Origin of the sequence: Methanoregula sp., from assembly GCF_002835825.1 — an archaeon.
Taxonomy (GTDB): Archaea; Halobacteriota; Methanomicrobia; order Methanomicrobiales; family Methanospirillaceae; genus Methanoregula.
The window spans coordinates 1-1,062 of record NZ_PIZH01000746.1 but is presented as its reverse complement, the minus strand read 5'-3'; the positions used below and the strand labels follow the sequence as shown (position 1 = coordinate 1,062).

The 1,062-nt window shown below is 58.8% G+C and carries 2 pseudogenes; both read left to right on the top strand.

Features of this window, described 5'->3' with window-relative positions:
- Positions 1–466 (top strand): annotated as a pseudogene (locus CW742_RS14885) (radical SAM protein); the annotation flags it as partial.
- Positions 463–1,062: pseudogene (locus tag CW742_RS14880) on the top strand (indolepyruvate ferredoxin oxidoreductase); the annotation flags it as partial. The pseudogenes CW742_RS14885 and CW742_RS14880, both read left to right, overlap by 4 nt.

Here is a 1,062-nt window from a genome sequence, read left to right as displayed (position 1 = left end):
TCCGATCGGTGTCTCCATTTACCCGACGGAGAAGACCCCCGGACGGCTTCATGAGATTGGCGTTGCCGAAGTGAAATTCAACCTCGAAGCCGCGACACCGGAACTGTTTCTTAAGATGTGTCCCGGGCTCGACTATGGCCAGATCTGGCAGGTTCTCGACCGCTCGGTCGAACTCTTCGGGAAGAACCGTGTCTTTTCCAATGTCATTATAGGCCTTGGCGAGACGGATGCGGAACTGGCCGCCTGCATCAGGAGGCTGACCAGCCACGGCGTTATTCCCGTCCTGCGCCCGCTCAACCCGGTTGCGGAACTTGCCGGTATGCCCCGCCCGACAGCTGACCGACTGAAGAACATTTTTACAATTCACCGGGACGCTCTTGAGGCCGCGGATCTCGATCCTGGTCTTGCCCGGACAATGTGCACGAACTGTGCCGGGTGCGATCTTGTTCCCGGGAGGGATGAATGAAAGGTATTGATGTAATAACTGAGGCGTTGCTCTCCTGTACCGACCGGCAGTATACCGTGCCGGGCTTTCCGGTAACGGATCTTGGCGCACGCGTGAAAGCGGAGATGGTGGTAAACGAGAAGACCGCTCTCGAATATGCACTCGGCGATTCGCTGGAAGGCCGAAGGGCAGCCGTGATCATCAAGAATGTCGGCGTCAATGCCTGTGCCGATCCTCTCCTGCAGGCTTCCGCCCAGGGCTTGATCGGCGGTGTTATACTGGTGGCAGGGGATGATCCGGAAGCTTTGGGATCGCAGACCTCGCAGGACTCCCGGTATTACGGCGAACTTGCCGAACTGCCGGTCATAGAGCCCGGTCCTGAAAGTTGTTTCTCCGGGGTAGCAGCAGCACTGGAAGCCTCGGAACAGTTCTCCCGTGTAGCAATGCTGCGGCTCACACCGGCCCTGCTGGACGTGGATGTGGCACATATTCCCGTGAAGCCAAAGGACGGGAAGGGCCGGCTCTCCAAACGGAGCTGGACCCAGAACGGGCGGGTGACCGCGGCAGAGGAGATCTACCGGACCATGTTTGCCTGGTCATCGGAATCACTCCTGAAC